The organism is Pinibacter aurantiacus (genome assembly GCF_019130065.1).
In the GTDB taxonomy this organism is placed as follows: Bacteria; Bacteroidota; Bacteroidia; order Chitinophagales; family Chitinophagaceae; genus Pinibacter; species Pinibacter aurantiacus.
Genome location: NZ_JAHSPG010000018.1, coordinates 364,711 through 381,718, shown reverse-complemented (window position 1 = coordinate 381,718; position 17,008 = coordinate 364,711). Strand labels below are relative to the sequence as shown.

The 17,008-nt window shown below is 42.9% G+C and carries 8 protein-coding genes and 1 tRNA gene; 3 read left to right on the top strand and 6 right to left on the bottom strand.

The features are described from left to right. Positions 1–143: 143 nt before the first annotated feature. From KTO63_RS25145 to KTO63_RS25130, 4 genes are all read right to left on the bottom strand, one after another. Positions 144–3,644 carry a lectin-like protein gene (locus KTO63_RS25145; protein ID WP_217794884.1) on the bottom strand — a complete coding sequence of 1,167 codons (3,501 nt, stop codon included), beginning with the start codon at positions 3,642–3,644 and terminating at the stop codon, positions 144–146. Between the two features lie 1,753 nt (positions 3,645–5,397). Next, positions 5,398–5,470 (bottom strand) — tRNA-Lys (locus KTO63_RS25140). 46 nt (positions 5,471–5,516) lie between these two features. After that, on the bottom strand, positions 5,517–6,911 hold the full coding sequence (locus KTO63_RS25135; protein ID WP_217794882.1) for a dihydrolipoamide acetyltransferase family protein: 1,395 nt from the start codon (positions 6,909–6,911) through the stop codon (positions 5,517–5,519). Between the two features lie 143 nt (positions 6,912–7,054). Beyond that, the gene (locus KTO63_RS25130; RefSeq protein ID WP_217794880.1) at positions 7,055–8,305 is read right to left on the bottom strand and encodes a CinA family nicotinamide mononucleotide deamidase-related protein; all 1,251 of its coding nucleotides are present in this window, start codon (positions 8,303–8,305) and stop codon (positions 7,055–7,057) included. Positions 8,306–8,496: 191 nt separating this feature from the next. On the opposite strand from KTO63_RS25130, the gene dacB reads away from it, so the two are divergent. Then, positions 8,497–9,894: a D-alanyl-D-alanine carboxypeptidase/D-alanyl-D-alanine endopeptidase gene (dacB, locus tag KTO63_RS25125; protein WP_217794878.1), complete on the top strand. Its 1,398-nt coding sequence runs from the start codon at positions 8,497–8,499 to the stop codon at positions 9,892–9,894. Positions 9,895–10,039: 145 nt separating this feature from the next. Here the strand turns inward: dacB and KTO63_RS25120 are convergent, their stop codons facing one another. Together KTO63_RS25120 and KTO63_RS25115 are read right to left on the bottom strand one after the other, a co-directional pair. Further along, the gene (locus KTO63_RS25120; RefSeq protein WP_217794876.1) at positions 10,040–11,047 is read right to left on the bottom strand and encodes a DUF6515 family protein; all 1,008 of its coding nucleotides are present in this window, start codon (positions 11,045–11,047) and stop codon (positions 10,040–10,042) included. Positions 11,048–11,069: 22 nt separating this feature from the next. Continuing rightward, a complete protein-coding gene (locus tag KTO63_RS25115) occupies positions 11,070–11,804 on the bottom strand; it encodes a DUF2092 domain-containing protein (RefSeq protein ID WP_217794874.1) in 735 nt (244 codons plus the stop codon). Positions 11,805–12,114: 310 nt separating this feature from the next. Here KTO63_RS25115 and KTO63_RS25110 point away from each other — a divergent pair, with 310 nt between their 5' ends. Next, positions 12,115–13,869, top strand: a complete 1,755-nt coding sequence (locus tag KTO63_RS25110) for a cellulase family glycosylhydrolase (RefSeq protein ID WP_217794872.1) — start codon at positions 12,115–12,117, stop codon at positions 13,867–13,869. Between the two features lie 153 nt (positions 13,870–14,022). Next, positions 14,023–16,938 (top strand): triple tyrosine motif-containing protein, encoded by a 2,916-nt coding sequence (locus KTO63_RS25105; RefSeq protein WP_217794870.1) that lies wholly within the window; start codon positions 14,023–14,025, stop codon positions 16,936–16,938. Positions 16,939–17,008: the final 70 nt, after the last annotated feature.

Here is a 17,008-nt window from a genome sequence, read left to right as displayed (position 1 = left end):
TTCAACAATAAGTCAACCTTCATCCCCCTACAGTATACATTAAAGACCAAGGCAGGCAAGTGTCGCAGGCTTTTACAAAACAAGAAGCTGCCTCAAAAATAATTGAGGCAGCCTTTTGTTTTCAGCATTAACATCCTGCCGTGCTATTCTTTCACCACTTTAATAACCTCGCGTTTCGTGGCTTGTATCACCTGTACAAAATAAATACCACGCTTATAAGTATCGCCTAAAGTGATAATGCTGTTCGGCACAACATTGTTTCGCTCTTCCACTATCCTTCCTAATACATCTACCACTTGCACCTTTACACGCTGAGTGACATTTTGAGATGTTACTTTTACCTTGAAATTGCTAACACTCGGATTGGGTACTGCACTTACTCTGAACATTGCAGCAGATTCATCCTGCGTGTTTGCTGACATAAGAGATGTATTTGCGATAGATGGCACACTGCCGCACTCCACTTTCACCTTGAAGCATAGTTGTCTCGAAAAGTTACCCGCGAAATCTTCCACCTGGTAGCAGATGGTGTAAGTGCCGGGAGCAACAACAGTTCCCCATGCCGGGCCAGACACCTGGTAATAACGATACAACGGCGACTCAAACTCTGTAATGAAAGTAGCCTGGTATTCTTTACCGATATCGTTCCATCTTGCAAGATTGTCGTAATTATTCAATAGTACATAAGGCTCTTGAATATGCCAGAAATCCCCGGTTTGATTGTTTGGCTCACCAGGGAACCAATTGGTATAATTGTTAGAATAAGGTTCGCCGGTAACCCATGCAAATTCATTCGGCACACCTGTGTTGTATAATCCGATCCATGGACCATAGCCTCCCGGTGTTTTAAAATTATTCACGATCACATCATTTTCTGCAGCGCTGTTGATAGATGCCAGGTGACCGCCAACCCTTGCAGAATAAGCCCGTGCCGTATCCCACAGGAAGCCGCCTCTTCCCAAATAGTAAGCATGACCGTTATACAATGCCTTCAACTCAAGGAAATTAGATTGCGCAAACGTAGTATTTGGAATCCAGATTTGCTGCGGCCATTGACTTTCCGGCTGCTTCCATTTCAACGGTGCTGTACAGGCACCAGCAGCGGCTATAATTGTAGTATCGCGTGGAATAACATCGCCGCCAGGTATACATTCTACCTTTACATTAAAGCAAACTGTATCCTTGTGATTGTTTACCGTGTTCAAAATTTCGTAGCAAACCCTGTAATCACCGGCAGGCACAGCACTTCCATTAGAAGGTCCGCTGATTTGCCTGTATTCAACGTTAGGGGCCTCAAATTCTGCAATAAAAGCAAGATAATATTGCGAATCAAGATCGTTCCAGCGATTCTGAGAATCATAGCCCCATATGTGCACATAAGGCTCTTTTATAGTGTTGGTCACGCCACCGTTACTTGGCTCTGACGGATACCAATAGCTGAAATTAAACGGTTCGCCTGTAACCCATGCAAACTGACCCAGCGTTCCGGTATTGTACAAACCGATCCAAGGCCCATAACCATCTTCTTGTTTCAGCTTTGTGCGTATAAAATCATTCTCACCCGCTGAATTAACTGTAAGAAGGTGGCCACCTTTTTGTTCCGCCAGTTGCTTGGCCGTTTGCCATGGATAGAATCCTATGGACTGATAATAGCCATGACCGTTATAGCTTCCTTTATAAATGAGTTTGCTTTGAGGATAAGGATCATTGTAGGCAGCAGGCAGCTCAATCACAGACTGGTACACTCCCGGTTCCTTCCAGTGCAGTGTTGCCTTGCAGTCAAACTCATTCGCCCTGAATGTCGTGTCCCCCGGCAGGTTGCCTTCATTACCAGGATCAGGAGTTACTTTACGCGTTACTTGTATGTCTGCCTTGGTGGCGCAATATTTTGCATCTCTAACCTCCACCGTATAGGTACCATACGGCACAGAGGTGAATACTCCGGAATTATTTATTCTGTCACCAAGAAGAAAGGTATAAGGAGCCGTACCACTTGATGGCACTATTGTCACCGCACCGTTTGTCATGGTATTGGTGGCTTCTGCGACCTGGCTGGTAAATGATAGTTTGCATGTATCACCCAGCCACACCATTGGTTTCGAATCGGTAATGGTACCAACGCTTGCAACAACCGTGTCTCTTCCGGCCTGTGCGCCCTGGTAACAGAAAGAAGCGACACCATTGTTATCGGTGATGCCATAACCAATAACATTTGAGTTTTTTCCCTTAACAGTAAACATGACGGTCATTCCTGGCAACGGGTGATATTTCAACTGATCAAAAACAACGGCCTCGTAGCAAGACTGACGGCTGATGTTTAATGTATCATACGTGTTCCTTAGTTCAAAGCTCCATATCTTCGAAATGTCAGCATTCATTTCACCCGCGGCAAAACCGTAGCCAGTGTGCTGGCCGTAACCGTATGCAGTTGCTCCGAATGGAAGACTGCCATGCAATTTAAAAGCACCCCCACCCACTGACATGCGCCCACCTGAATATCCGGTATTGCCTATAGCATGAAAGTAATACGCTGGCAAGGGTTGTCCATTAAAGGTTAGGCTTCCTATACCGGCAGTCGGCGTAACAATATTGATGTCACTAACCTCGTAACCGTCTACGTTTGGTATGGTATAATCAGTCAGGTACTGGTCTACCGGCGGAACTACCATAGAAAAAGGAGCACCCGGCCGGCCAGGGACGCCCGATCCGTATGAATATTGGCTAACAAGGACCGGATTGTTTGATTCTATAACAGCATCGCCAACAATTACCGCTTCGGTCACATGCCCTCTGTAGGACATTGGTTGCGGTACCCCGTTAATGGTGATGAACGTATTAGGCATAGTGCCTATGATGCGGAAGAGATCTCCATTTACCCTCCCTAGTAACGAAGTCGCCATTACTTTCCTGCCGAGCGCATTGGTGGGCGGTAACATTTCAACAAGGCGGTTGCAATCGCCAAAACCCACCGGAACATTGGCACACTGATGTCCGCCGTAAACGCCGATTGGCTTGGTTGACGTAATGACGGTTCCCGAAAAATCTGCGTTCGGATCAGTACTTGTTAGTTCGTAAGTCTGCCCTCTGTGCAGCAAGACGTCATATTGGCCGAAAGGAGGCGTGGAAGGCGAAATAGATACAAGTGTAGGTTCCTGTGTGCAGACAATGCCGAATTGAGAGCCCCCCGTTGATCCGTTTTGAAAAGAGGCAACCACATAGTCAGTGCCCAAAACTTCAGCGGGAAGCGCAAGATAGGCATCTGCAGTGGCAGCAGTAGAACTGAAAACGGAAACGGAAACTTCATTGGATGCAGTGATATAGACTCCTTTGGCATCTGCAATTCCAGACTTATGAATGGCGGCCGCTGCAGGTAGCGTGATTTTTGTCGTTGCATTGGAGGTTACAGAAAAGGGAACCTGAAAAGAGAGACCCGGTATCGAAATCACGCCGGTAGCATCGGTTGTGGATGTTATGTAAATCAACGGACTTGAAGAGTCGTTGTTGCCAGGCATCATCAGCCAGAACTCTTTTCCCTTGGTGTCTTTGTACTGCGCCATTAAGGGATGTAGTGGCGAAAAACATAGATACAATAAGATCGTTACGGACGCTTTTAGCGCATCACGCAGAAAGGACTTCTTTGTCATAAAGGATTTTTAGGTTAATGGTTTTTTCGTTGCAAGTAATAGTTATAGTTAACAGTTATAGACTGGGGTAAACAGATCCATTTTGATGATGCATTCCTGACTAGTTATGGCACTCACTAAAACGCGATTATGAACAAATTTTTTAGCAGGCATTGTATGCTCACCTTGGTATCGGGAGTAAACAATACAATAGCACATGGCCGCAAAACCGTCACACCCAGGGCCACAGTCACGTACACATAATTTTAAAAACAGAAGAGGTAAACAGCGAATAAATTATTGAAGCACCTACATTGGTCACCAAATACATTTGCGAACACAACTAAAGAAGGGTGGGATTTAATTAATGGATATTATCAAGGATAATGAAGTGCAACAAATCTAAATAAGTTAATCTGAAATAAATAGTCTTTATTACATTATTTAATTAAGTCCAAAACCAACGTTGAAGATTGCCCGAAGTTGAGAAAGTAAACACAAAATGCACCCTTCAATCTATTGCATCTACCTTTAGATCCAACATGGCGTCCGGGCTACTTTGTGTTAGTTATATTGTACATAAATTTTCCTTCATCAGTAACAAAATCATACTGAAAAGTCATAGCGAAATATAAAGCTGGTAATACTTCCTTTTCAGAGATTATCCAATTCACGCCAATTAGGTTTCATCCTGAATAGCTACCAATAACGCTACCAAGCTCACCGCCCAAACTAATGCGCACATTCCATTATTATTTGAATTGGCAGATGTAGATTAAATGGGATCTATGAAGATGGGTAGTTGCGCCAATGTTAATGCTGGCTCGTTATTGTTGCTCTAATCAAAAAGCAGTCGCACAGAAAAGCGGCTGCTGTCGGGACTGTTAGAAATAGCAAAAACCTCAGCAAAACTACACGAAATAATGGTACTTATCATATATTTTAAAGTTGCTATGAAAGATTTAAGCAGTACAGGATTTGAGCGTGTTGGAGGTGCGTCAATTTAGTTTAAAAACCTGACGCACCTTTTGATTTGTATTCTTTTGAGGTTTTTTGACATATTAAAATGAAAAAACCTGCATAAAATGCTCATTTTATACAGGTTTCTAACATTTTGGCTTTGATCTTGTGTCCTCGTAGGAGACAACACCGAATCGCTAAAACCCTGTATTAATAGGCATTTGCCGAAAGAATAAAAACTGACTCACCTTTTTGCTCACCTTTTCAAAACAATGGCCTTAACCGCCCTATCGAGCTACAATGACCTTGCGAGTATTTCTTAATTAACTGTCGCCAGTAATTAGGAAATAAGTAAGTGCGATGATCACTGCTCGATAAAACAATCATAATCCACCAATAGAAACCTTTCTTAAAAACTAAAGGTCAATTAGCGGGTCATTCAAAAATGCCAGTTGAAATTTCAACTCGCTGGTTGTTTACCGTTAGCCGGACATAAATTGTCGGTTGGGAATCTTAGCCGCTCTTCTTTCGACCAAGAATGTAAGGTCAGTGCGGAACGTACATGGTACATACTCAAAAGTTTTAATTGTGATTCAATAAAATCAACAAAATGCCGAGTTGAGGAAAGTGAGATGTAGGCCAGTAAAGGATTTGAGCGTGCTGGAGGTGAGCAAATTTAGTTTTAAAAATCTGCTCACCTTTTTGCTCACCTTTTGATTTGTATTCTTTTGAGGTTTTTTGACATATTAAAAAGAAAAAACCTGCATAAAATACTCATTTTATACAGGTTTCTAACAATTTGGCATTGTTCCAGTGTCCCCGTAGGGACTCGAACCCTAGACCCATTGATTAAGAGTCAATTGCTCTACCAACTGAGCTACGGAGACATAACAGTCAGCAATATGCTAACTGTTTATGAAGATAACAAATTTATTAAATCGTACGGTTTACATCAAAGTTTTCTAATTCATTTGCTACCGCTGTTAAGAAAGTGGCACCAAGGCTACCGTCTACAATCCTGTGATCATAGCTCATACTTAAGTAGATCATGTGGCGGATGGCAATGGCATCTCCCTGCGGTGTTTCGATAACAACGGCACGTTTCTTAATGGCGCCAACTGCAAGGATCGCTACTTGCGGCTGGTTGATGATCGGGGTGCCCATAAGGCTTCCAAATGAACCCACATTCGTAAGGGTGAATGTGCCGTCTTGCGTATCCTGTGGTTTTAATTTGCTGGTGCGTGCTTTGTCGGCCAGGCCATTTACCTGTTTTGCCAATCCAACAAGATTCAACTGATCGGCATTTTTAATTACCGGAACGATCAGGTTGCCGCTAGGCAGGGCGGTTGCCATACCAATGTTGATGTCCTTTTTAACATATATCTTGTCTCCTTCCAGCGAACTGTTGATGAGCGGATATTTCTTAATGCAACGTGCAATGGCTTCGATAAACAATGGCATGAAGGTAATTTTGGTTCCTTCCTGTTTTTCGAAATGCTTTTTCACCTTATCGCGCCACAGTACCATGTTGGTTACATCGGCTTCGGAGAAGCTTGTAACGTGCGGACTTGTGTGCTTGCTTCTTACCATGTGCTCGGCAATCAACTTACGCTGGCGATCCATTTCAATGATCTCAACGTCAGCATCGCGACCTGCGTTATAGATGGTTGCAGGAGGTTTAGGTCCGGCAGTTACAACACTTGTTTTATCGGCTACTGCCACCGGTGCTTCCTGTTTGAAAGTGATGGCTGGTTTTTCCTCAACCGGTTGAGGTTTCGTTGCCACTTGTGGAACTACTCCTGCCTTTTTATCGTTTACGTATCTTAATATGTCGTTTTTGGTAACGCGTCCTTCGTTGCCTGTGCCTTCAATGTTTTCAAGCTCATGCAGGCTTACTCCTTCGTTTGCTGCAATGTTCAGCACAAGCGGAGAATAGAACTTATTACTGTTCAGTACCGGCGCTTTTGCTTCTTCCGCAACTGAAGTGTATCCGTTGCCGCCACCATGACTTTGTACGGTTTCTGCAGATTGTGAGGCTTCTTGTACCGGAGCTGCAATGGGTTGGGAAGATGAAGCGTCTGCTGCAGTACTTGTGCGGATCTTGGCAATCACAGCACCTACAGGAACCACATCATTTTCCTTAAATAAAATTTCTTCTATTACGCCATCTTCTGTTGCGGGAACTTCGCTATCGACTTTGTCCGTTGCTATTTCCAGCACAGTTTCATCCTGCACTATCATATCACCGGGCTTTTTAAGCCACTTCAAAATGGTGGCTTCCATAATGCTTTCTCCCATTTTTGGCATTACAAGATCAACTAAGGCCATAAATTTCTCATTTAATTTATTAGGTCAACAATCGTTAGTATACTCTGGAAAAACTGCCGCAAAAGTAGCGCATTGTAACGTGACTCTCAGCGATTTAGTTATTACAGAAGGCTCAAAGGTAATGAAATGAATTTTTGTATACGTTAAGAGTTTTCTAGAATAAATTTCCGCAAAAGATTCAATGCATTTATTGCCGTCAGTTCAATGTTTCGCTTACGTTCGTAACGGAACCATAATTTCTGCGTGGTAATTTTTTTATGGTTTCCAACGGCTACCCAAACGGTGCCCACCGGCTTTTCCGCAGAGCCACCGTCTGGCCCCATGATACCAGATACCGCCACCGCATAATCGGTTTTCAGTTGTTGGAGCGCTCCTTTTACCATTTGAGTAACGGTTTCTTCGCTTACTGCGCCTGTTGTTTGCAAGGTTTCATTGGTCACGCCGAGCAAGTCCGTTTTAACGTCATTGTCATAGCTCACCACGCTCCCTTTAAAGTATCCGCTGCTCCCTGCATGACTGGTGATCAGGTGTGCGATGTAACCGCCTGTGCAGCTTTCGGCTGTTCCAACGGTTTGTTTTTTAGACAGCAACAATTTACCGACCACTGTTTCCATGGGCTCGTCGATGTTGGTTACCAAGACATCCGGAATCAATGTTTGCAATATTGCAAACTGTTCGTTGATCTCTTTTTCAATGGCATCCACATCGTAACCGGTGTCGGTTAAGCGAAGTCGCACCATGCCGTATGACGGCAGATAGGCAAGCTTTATATTGGAGGGAAGTTTTTCTTCAAAGTCCTTTATTCTTTCCGCCAGAAATGATTCTCCGATTCCCGCAGTCAGCAAAGTGCGGTGTGCTATGTGCGCCATTTTGAAGCGCTCTGGCAACAGCTTCAACACATGCTCTCGCATGATGGTTTGCATTTCAAACGGAACTCCCGGCATGCTGATAAAAACTTTTCCTTCTTTCTCAAACATCATTCCCGGTGCGGTTCCAACGCTGTTGAACAATACGGTGCAGGTATCGGGAACGTCAGCCTGCTGAGCGTTCCGCTCGATCCATGGCCTGCGGAAAACCTGTTCGAAAAGATGCTTCACATGTGCCAGGACTTTTTCATCTCTCACCATTTTGCCGTTGAAATATTTGCACAGCAGCGGTTTGGTGATATCGTCGGCGGTCGGCCCTAGTCCGCCTGTTATTAAAATGATGTCGGAATGCTTTCCCTCTTCATCCAGCGCTTCCCAAATGGCATCCCAGGTATCGCCTACCGCTACCCGACGTTTTACCGGTACACCAATCGCGTTCAGTTGTTGCGCAATCCATGCACTGTTTGTATCTATTACCTGCCCTATCAGTAGTTCATCGCCGATCGTAATTATTGAAGCCTGGATCATGTTTTATGATTTTGGAACGCAGATTTTCATGATTGTCAAGATGGTCATGACTTGAAATTAGGGGTTTGAAAATATTGACCCTGGTAATCGATTCCTGGAACAATATTGCTAGCTCAAAAAATCAAATCAAAATCATAACAAATCATAACAATCATGAAAATCTGCGTTCTTTGTTGTTCTAAAGCTCAAAGATGCGAAAAGTTTATTTATCAATCATATGCATGTTGGTGTGTTCGTTGGTCAATGCTCAATCGGTAAAAGAGAAACTGATTAACGCAACTAATCGGTTGGAAAAAGATACGCAAATGAAACATGCGGTGTATAGCCTTTTGGTGATAGATGAAAAAACAGGCAATGTAGTATTTGATAAAAATTCCCAGGTTGGGTTGGCTACAGCAAGCTGTTTGAAAGTTGTAACCAGTGCAACAGCTTTTGAATTATTGGGTAAAGACTATCGCTATAAAACAGATTTCGCTTACAGCAAAAATGGTGACTCAGTAAACATTTTCATCGTTCCCCACGGCGATCCGAGTTTTGGAAGCTGGCGCTATGCTTCTACAAAGGAAGAAGTGATCTATAAAAACATTACCGCCGCATTTGCAAAGGCAAACATCAACAGCAATAAAGTCTCATCAATTAGTATTGTCAACAAAGATTTCTCTAGACGCTTCTTTCCGGAAGGATGGATCTGGCAGGATGTTGCGAATTATTATGGCGCCGGGCAAGGTGCTTTGAACTGGCGGGAAAATCAGTTTGATGTTCTTTTCAACACTGGCAAGCAAAACGCCAACCCACAGGTTTCAAAATTATTACCGGCTTATGCTGATATTAATATCAATATAGAAGAGTTAAAAACAGGTGCAAAAAACTCCGGAGACAACACATACGCTTATTTTGATCCAACAAATAATCAGCAAATATTGGTAACAGGTTCTGTACCAGCAGAAGAGAAAGATTTTTCTATTTCAACTACCTACGCTGATCCAGTGAAATATTTTTCAAATTTCCTGCAATTTTATTCCAATAAAAACGCAGGAAATAATCTAAGCAAACCGTTTGCAAATATTCACCCTGCAAATAGTCTTCCTGCCGATAACACTGTTTTTTATACTTACTACTCTCCTTCCCTCGATTCGCTTGTTTATTGGTTTTTGAAGAAAAGCATCAATCTTTACGGAGAAGCTTTAATGAAAACTTTAGCGTTTGAAAAGAAAGGATTTGGAGCAACGGATGAAGGCGTCAATATTTTGCAGGATTTTTGGCAGCAGAAAGGGATTGATAAAACGTCGCTCAACATCATGGACGGCTCTGGGCTATCGCCGCAAAACCGTGTTACAACTGATGCTCTGGTGAAAGTTCTGCGATATGCCAAACAGCAGCCATGGTTTTCGTCTTATTACAATTCATTTCCCGAATACAATGGCATGAAACTGAAAAGCGGCACCATCGGCGGCGTAAAAGGATTTTGTGGTTATCACACTTCAAAAGATGGCAACAAATACATAATAGCTTTTCTCATCAATGGATTTAACGGGCCATCGGCCTCGGTGGTTGCAAAGATGTATGAGGTGTTGAATGAACTTAAGTAATTGAAAGTTGAAAATTGAAAATTGAAAATGATAGGGCGAATTGCATTCGCCCCTTTAAAAAAGGAAGTCGCACGGGTATGATGCGACTTCCTTTTTTATAAACAGCATTAAAAATCATTTTCAATTTTCAACTTTCAATTTTCAATTATTTGTCCCCCTCTTCCACTTGCGTCACTTCGTACTTCGGTTTGCCGTCCACCTGTACTGGCTGGTAATAAGTTTCGCCAATTTTCACATAGGTCTGGTCACCTATTTTTACTTCCTCGCCACCTTCCGGAAGATTGTCTACCACGGCTCCTGCAGGCGGAGCAACCACCTTATACTGTGAGCCTGATTTTTCATAGTAGGCGCCTCCATAGTAATAATTGGTCGTGTTATTGACGACGACCGTTTGCGCCCCGCTTGGGATCGTCGTTATCGTTCCACCAACAGGCGCCTGCACTACTGTGTACCCACCACTGCTTTGTGAATACCACACACCCTGGTCATATTGATATTTTTCATTTTCTACTGCTACTATAATAGCTGTGGTAGCCAGTGCTGCCACAAAAAATCCCCATGGGTGCCAAACCGGTCCCCAGTAAAAAGGACGATAAGGATGGTAAACGTAAGGGTGATAGCAATAATATCTTCTTCCTCCATAAGCGTAAGGCGGACGATGATAGGTATTGATATTGTTTCTACGTACTACCGTATTGCGGTTGTTTACTACATTTCTGCTGTTATCAACGTTAATATTAACGGTATTTCCGCTGTTGTTAATGCTTTTGTTATTGCTGTTGCGTGTATTGCCACTGTTTTTGTTGTTGCTTTTGTTGTCCCTGCTTTTATTGTTATTGATATTATTATTGACGTTGTTATTAGGGCGATTGTTGTTGTTGTCCATTCTGTTGTTCGCACCGGAAAGGTTACCGGTCGAAGGATTGGTGCGCACATTTCTGTCTTGTGACTTTACACTTCCGCCATTGATGGAATGGTTGTTTCCGCCACCATGAAATCCTCCACCACCACCGCCTCCACCTCTGTTTCCACCTCCGCCCATTGCACGCTGGGAAGCTCCATGTCCCATACGTTGTGCACCGGCATCAATACACACAACCAGCATCAGAAAAACAAAAAGAGAGCTATTATAGAGATATTTTTTAGTGTTCATAATCGTTGGTTTAATCAGTTTATCATTTTTCATTTTTTGCCATGATTCTCACTTGCGAAGCACCGGGTGGCGGCTGAAAATCAAACATAGCGTTGGGTAGCGCAGGATTGATCTGCCAATCGGAAAATGACGCTACATATTGCGGTGTTCCCTCTTTGTTCTTATAAGTAATGGAAAATTTGGCAGGAAGGTTATAAGCATCGTTGCTTATCCAGAACTGTAGGTTGACATCTTTTGAAACTGCCATAACATGAAAATATTCTTTGTCATTTATCTTAACCATACCCAAATAATTAACAGAGTCTGCGCTTTCGAGCAGGTCGTCAGTAAAGGCCGGATAGAAAAAATCGCCGGCCGGGAAATCAAAGTCATACATCTTATGCAGACTATCGATCATCTGTATCGATGTGCCCGGTGTTTTTATCATGCCATAGTTGTTTTCGTCATAAGAATAATAAGCCAGCTGATCGCCATTGTACAAAAACTGCCGGTGACCATGAATGCCATGGACATTCACCATCATTTTCGACTGGCCGGACAAATAGACTTCATAATTAGTAAAGTGTTTTACCAACCCGTAGGACGGATCCCAGTCGTCGATCGCAGCATTCAGCTTAAAACTGCAGGACTCCAGGTCGCCGATCACATCACTCATCCGGTCGATGATAAGTATCGCCAATGTATCCTGCTGTTTCTTTTGAGCATAACCATTTACAAAAAACAGCGCCAAAAAAGAACCGATAAATATTGCTTTCATACCGTGAGGTTTAAACACCATTAAATAGTTTTTTGAAAACCGAGAGTATCATTTGGGAAAAACATGCTCTTTATAATACAGATTTGAGAACAAGAAGTTGTGGGATCGGGAAAATTTTGGCCTGCAGGGCGTAGGTGCCATGTACGAAGTACGATGTACGGTGTACGAAATTCATCTCGATGCCCGATTGTCAAGTATTTCGTACACCGTACGCCGTACATCTTTCGATTGACGAATGATTGAAGTACTGCCAAAAAGCCAAAATTCTCCAGCTGCCCCTACATTTATACAAAACCACATAAAGCGCATTATGCTAGCCAAAAAGTTACACAAACCCTTATGCATTGCCTTAGCCGTAGCAGCTTTGAATGCAAAAAGTTCCGCACAGGGATTTTTGAAAGCCGACAATCAACGTATCGTAAATGAAAAAGGAGAAAATGTTTTGCTACGCGGCATTGGCCTCGGCGGCTGGATGCTGCAGGAAGGCTATATGTTGCGCGTTAACAAAGAAGGTCAGCAACACCTGATCAAAGCAAAGATCGAATCACTGATCGGAGCCGAAAAAACAAATGAATTTTATGATGCCTGGCTCGCCAATCATACAACCAAAGCAGATGTCGATTCCCTGAAAAAGTGGGGTTTCAATTCTATCCGCCTGCCAATGCATTACAATCTTTACACCCTGCCAGTGGAGCAGGAAAAAACACCGGGCGAAAATACATGGCTCACCAAAGGTTTTACACTCACGGACAGTTTGCTTGCATGGTGCAAGGCCAATCAAATGTACCTGATTCTCGACCTCCACGCAGCGCCTGGAGGGCAAGGCAATGACCTCAACATTTCCGACCGCGATGGGTCCAAACCTTCTTTGTGGGAAAGTGAAGCGAACCAGCAGAAGATGATCGCCCTCTGGAAAAAACTGGCAGACCGCTACAAAAATGAGCCGTGGATCGGTGGTTATGACATCATTAACGAGCCAAACTGGGGCTTTGATGACCTTGCCAACGACAAGAACGGCACCAAAGAACAGCACAATGTTCCGCTGAAAAAACTGATGCAGGATATTACCAAAGCCATTCGCGAAGTGGATCAAAAACACATCGTGATCATTGAAGGGAACGGCTGGGGTAACAATTACAACGGCATTTTGCCCACGTGGGACAATAACATGGTGTTGAGTTTTCACAAATACTGGAACCACAATGATGTAAATTCCATCAAACATATGCTTGACGCCCGGAGCAAATACAATGTACCCATATGGATCGGGGAAACGGGTGAAAACTCAAATGTTTGGTACGCAGAAGCGATCAGGTTAATGGAATCCCAAAACATAGGCTGGGCTTGGTGGCCGCTGAAAAAAATCGGCAACAACAATCCGGAAGAAATCAAATCAAATCCAGATTATGACAAAGTCGTTAGTTATATAAATGGAAATGGTGCAAAACCGGACGCTACAGAGGCCTACAACGGTTTGATAAAACTGGCAACTGCATCCAAAGCGGGTAACACCGTTGTTCACACAGATGTAATAGACGCGATGTTCAGGCAGCCATTTAGCGAAGGCGCAGTTCCGTTCAAAACTCATAATGTATCGAATGGTGCTGTGATAAATGCTGCGGAATATGACCTGGGAAGAAACGGCATCGCATATTTTGACAACGACACCGCTGACTACCATGTTTCTAAAGGCAGCCGTGGCGGCAATCGTGGAAGAAGTTTCCGCAATGACGGCGTGGACATTTTCCGGGATTCAGCAGACGCGAAAAACTATTACGTAGGAAGCACAGAAGCAGGCGAATGGTTACAATACACAATCGACGTTTCCAAAGCGGGAAATTATTCCTTGCATATAAACGTTATCTCCGCAACCGATAAAGGAAATGTGAGCCTGAGCATTGACGGTAAAAACACAATTGCAAACGCGAAAATACCGGCTTCTACAAGCTGGCAGGCTGTTGAGCTTGGCAAAGTCAATCTTAGCAAAGGCAAACATGCTCTAAGGTTAATAATAAATGAAGGCGGGTTTAATTTAAAAGACCTGCAGTTTGAAGTGAAGAAATAGGCCTAATGCTGAACGCCTAACGCTTAACGCCAATATGCCGCCGTTGCGTTAGGCGTTAAGCATTAAGCGTTCAGCAATTTTTTTTTTTAATGTCATTCAAAATCCACGAAACACCTTTTATATTTACGTTTTAACCAACTGATTGCTTCGCTGATGAGGAAGATACTGACGACAATACTGTTGCTGTTTTTTGCAACGATAATCTTTGCCCAAAACCAGATTGGTGTTCCGTCCATTACCAATTTCTCCAAACAGGTTTATGAAGCTGGGAAACAAACACGCTGCATTGCGCAAGACAAACGTGGCATTATGTATTTCGCCAACGACGATGGCTTGCTTGTATACGATGGCACTTACTGGAACACCTACCAACTTCCCAATAAAAGCATTGTCCGTTCATTAATGATCGATGATGAAAAGATCTACGTGGGCGGCCAGCAAGAATTTGGTTATTTCTATTTCGATAACACCAACACACTCTCCTATCATTCTTTTAAAAGCATTATCCCTCCAAAGGAAAATGAGTTCACCGATGTTTGGAATGTCATAAAATGGGGCGACGATATTTTTTTCCGCTCTGCAAAAAGAATATTCTGGCTGCACAACAATACCATCAAAGCATACGAAAGCATTAACTGGGGCTTCCTGGGAACAACAAGAAACATGCTTGTTGCAGAGCAGTTTGAAATGGGCCTCGTATATTTTTCAGATGGAAAATGGATACCTCTTCCGCATGGTGAAGATTTTAAAGGGCATAATACTGTCGTAAAAGCCATCACAGATTTTACAGGAAACACATCGCTGATAACAACATTGAAAAATGGTTTGTATACCATCCGCGATAAAGACATTCAAAAATTCAGTTCTCCGGATATCGCTTCTATAAGCCAGGAAAACCTTTACTCGGCCTGTGTTTTAGATGCCAACCTTACGGCATTGGCAACGAACCTCAGTGGCTTGTACATTATGAATAGCCAGGGAAAAATAGTACAGCACCTGACCAAGAAAGATGGTTTGCAGAAAAACAATATCATGTATGTTTTTGCAGACAGGGATAAAAATCTATGGCTCGGTCTCGACAATGGCATCGATCTTATTGCACACGACAATGCCATCACACACATTAATCCTGACAACGAAAACAGAAGCCCCGGTTATGCAGCCATTGTTTATAAAAACAGTTTGTACCTCGGCACCGCTACCGGTGTGTATAGAGCGCCCCTGCAAAATCCTGATCAACTGAATGAAACAGCAGGGCCGTTTAGTATTGTAGAAAAAAGTCCCGGACAGGTATGGGGTATGAACGTAGTAAATGATCATTTGATGATCAGCCACAATGAAGGCGCTTATATTGTGAATGGCAATACCGCTTCACCGCTTGATGAGACAACAGGCTTTTGGTTATTCAGAACATTGGGCTCGCAAACGCCCGCTCCTCTTATGCTTGCAGGCACATACAATGGCATCAATCTCTATAGTTATGAGAATGGAAAGTTTGTAAACAAGAAACAACACACACATTTTGAATCCGCGAAATTCATAGCTGTTGAAGGAAACATCATCTGGGCCGCACATCCTTACAAAGGATTGTACAGAATTTATTTTGATTCGGCAGGTATGCCACAGAATAAACTTTACGATGATAAGAACAAAATATTATCAGAGAATCATAACCACGTTTTTAATGTTCTGGGAAAAATTATACTAACCAGTGGCAAAGGCATTTTCGAGTATGATCCAACGATAGATAATTTTAAAAGATCCGACTTCTTCACAAAGATTTTTGGCAATGCCAGCGTGTCTTACTTAAAAGAAGACGGTTATCAAAACATCTGGTTCGTGCAAGACAAAAAGCCCGGTGTTATTGATTGCAGCAATCCCGGCCATCCAAAACTCGTATACATTCCAGAGCTCAACAATGTTACGATGACGAACGGAGAAGAATTCATTTACCCTTACAACAACAACAATGTTCTGATTGGAAGTGAAGAGGGTTTCTATAATGTGAATTACGAAAAATACAAGCACAACAAGCGTTCCGTAAGTATACTGTTAAGGCAAATAACAGCATCAAACAAAACAGACAGCCTGATCTTTGGTGGTTACCTGTCGTTGAAAGACACTGCTACGTCTGCCGAGACAATTAAGTTTTCACAGAATATTTCTTACAAATACAATTCAGTTCATTTCGAATTTTCATCACCCATCTTTGTGCAGGAGGCCGCTTACAGTTGCCGTTTAAAAGGCTTTGAAAGTGAGTGGTCGCCATGGTCGAAGAAGGCTGAAAAAAGCTATACCAATCTGCCTTCCGGCGATTACACCTTCGAAGTAAAGGCAAAGGATGATTTAGGAAATCTCTCGCCGGTGAGTTCTTTCTCATTTACTGTTCTGCCACCATGGTACAGAACGATTGTGGCATACCTGGTGTATATTTTATTGTTTGCCTATGTGATCTATTGGTTCTACAAAAGACAACAGCAAAAGTATTTACTGAATCAAAAGATAAAATTGCAAAAGCAACAAGAGCAACACGAGGCGGAACAAGAACGCCTTCAATTCGAACACCAGCGGGCTCTTGAAAAAAATGAGAGAGAGATCATACAACTTCGAAATGAAAAACTGGAAGCGGAAGTAGCGCATAAGAACACAGAGCTTGCGTCCAACACGATGACGTTATTGCAAAAGCGAGAAGTGCTTAACAAAATTAAGGAAGAACTTGTCCCACTGAAAGAACTGGAGTTGGAAAAAGAATCAAAACGCGTTCGCAAAATTATTAAGCTGATCAATGACCAACTCGAGACGGATGACGACTGGGATCGCTTTGCGAATTATTTTGACAAGGTGAACAACGACTTTCTGAAAACGCTGAAGGACAAACATCCGCAGTTGACAGCAACAGATCTCAAGCTGTGTGCGTATTTGCGCATCAATCTTTCATCCAAGGAAATTGCAAATCTGCTAAACATTTCTATTCGTGGAGTAGAAACAAGTCGCTATCGCTTGCGTAAAAAACTTGATCTGCCAAATGAAACAGGGCTGTTTGATTTTTTGGCGATGGTTGGTGAGTAGCAAGTTGGCACACTGATGACACTGATTCGACTGATTTACACTGATCTATTGGCGATCATGCTTATCGGAT

Excerpts from the sequence above, each read along its gene's own strand:
- KTO63_RS25110 (WP_217794872.1), top strand. The coding sequence starts at position 12,115 with ATGCTAGCCAAAAAGTTACACAAACCCTTATGCATTGCCTTAGCCGTA.
- KTO63_RS25120 (WP_217794876.1), bottom strand. The coding sequence starts at position 11,047 with ATGAACACTAAAAAATATCTCTATAATAGCTCTCTTTTTGTTTTTCTG.
- KTO63_RS25115 (WP_217794874.1), bottom strand. The coding sequence starts at position 11,804 with ATGAAAGCAATATTTATCGGTTCTTTTTTGGCGCTGTTTTTTGTAAAT.
- KTO63_RS25135 (WP_217794882.1), bottom strand. The coding sequence starts at position 6,911 with ATGGCCTTAGTTGATCTTGTAATGCCAAAAATGGGAGAAAGCATTATG.
- KTO63_RS25145 (WP_217794884.1), bottom strand. The coding sequence starts at position 3,644 with ATGACAAAGAAGTCCTTTCTGCGTGATGCGCTAAAAGCGTCCGTAACG.
- KTO63_RS25105 (WP_217794870.1), top strand. The coding sequence starts at position 14,023 with ATGAGGAAGATACTGACGACAATACTGTTGCTGTTTTTTGCAACGATA.
- dacB (WP_217794878.1), top strand. The coding sequence starts at position 8,497 with ATGCGAAAAGTTTATTTATCAATCATATGCATGTTGGTGTGTTCGTTG.
- KTO63_RS25130 (WP_217794880.1), bottom strand. The coding sequence starts at position 8,305 with ATGATCCAGGCTTCAATAATTACGATCGGCGATGAACTACTGATAGGG.